The organism is Candidatus Protofrankia californiensis, from assembly GCF_900634765.1.
GTDB lineage: Bacteria > Actinomycetota > Actinomycetes > Frankiales > Frankiaceae > Protofrankia > Protofrankia californiensis.
The window spans coordinates 10,759-11,646 of the sequence record NZ_CAAAFT010000484.1; the positions used below are offsets into that span (position 1 = coordinate 10,759).

An 888-nucleotide genomic window follows, 5' to 3' on the forward strand; every position below is an offset into this window, starting at 1 on the left:
CCCGATCACGTGCGGGCCAGGTCATGGTGCGGACCGGTCCGGTGCATCGGGACCGCCAGGAGCGCCGGGGCTCTCGAGGACAATCACGTGCAGGGTGCGCGGCCCGTGCACGCCCTCGACCCGGTGCAGCTCGATGTCGCTGGTCGCGGACGGGCCGGAGATCCAGGTCAGCGGCCGGTCCGGACGTACGCGGGCGATGGCGGCGGGTACGCCGTCCACGATGTCCTCGGACGATATGACGCACACGTGCACGTCGGGGACGAGCGTGAGCGCGCGGCGGCCGCAGACCGGGCCGCCGTCGAGCACGATCGTGCCGGTCTCGGTCACCCCCACCGCGGCGCCGGTGAGCACCGCGTCGACGGCGTCCAGGTCGGTCACGGACAGCGGTGCCTCGCCGGTGTCCCGGATCACCTGTCCCCCCGCCTGCGCCACCGTCTGTGCCGCTGCGGCGAGCCAGTCCGCGGGCAGCCCGACCGGAACCGCGATGCGGCGCGCGCCGACGAGTGCCGTCGTGATCGCGACGGCCAGGCCGTCCGGACGCACCCGATGCACCGTGGCCCGGTAGTCGGCGACCCGCTCGCAGAACAGCTCCACCGTTGCCGGCTCCACTCTTGCCGCCGGCCGCTCCCACGTGCGGGCCGTACGGGCATAGTCGCGGGGAACCGGGACGTCCTCGGGCTTCTCGGCCGCGGGCACGTCGGCGAGCGCCGCCCGGATCCGGCGCAACATCTGCTCACGTGCGCTCATCACGACCACCTTTCGCCGCTGGTGCGCTCTCGCCACGGGTACGCGCCCACCAGGCACGGAAGGACTCCCGTGGTGGCAGCGGGACGTCGCGGGCCCGGCTCCATGCCGCGGCCGGGCCGGGCAGCGGCACCGGACCGACGG

At 74.8% G+C, this 888-nt stretch carries 1 protein-coding gene; it reads right to left on the reverse strand.

What is annotated here, in order from left to right:
- Nucleotides 1-21: 21 nt before the first annotated feature.
- Complete coding sequence (locus DD1DGNOD_RS24905; protein ID WP_131771153.1) at nucleotides 22-747, reverse strand: LutC/YkgG family protein; 726 nt, start codon at nucleotides 745-747, stop codon at nucleotides 22-24.
- Between the last annotated feature and the right edge of the window lie 141 nt (nucleotides 748-888).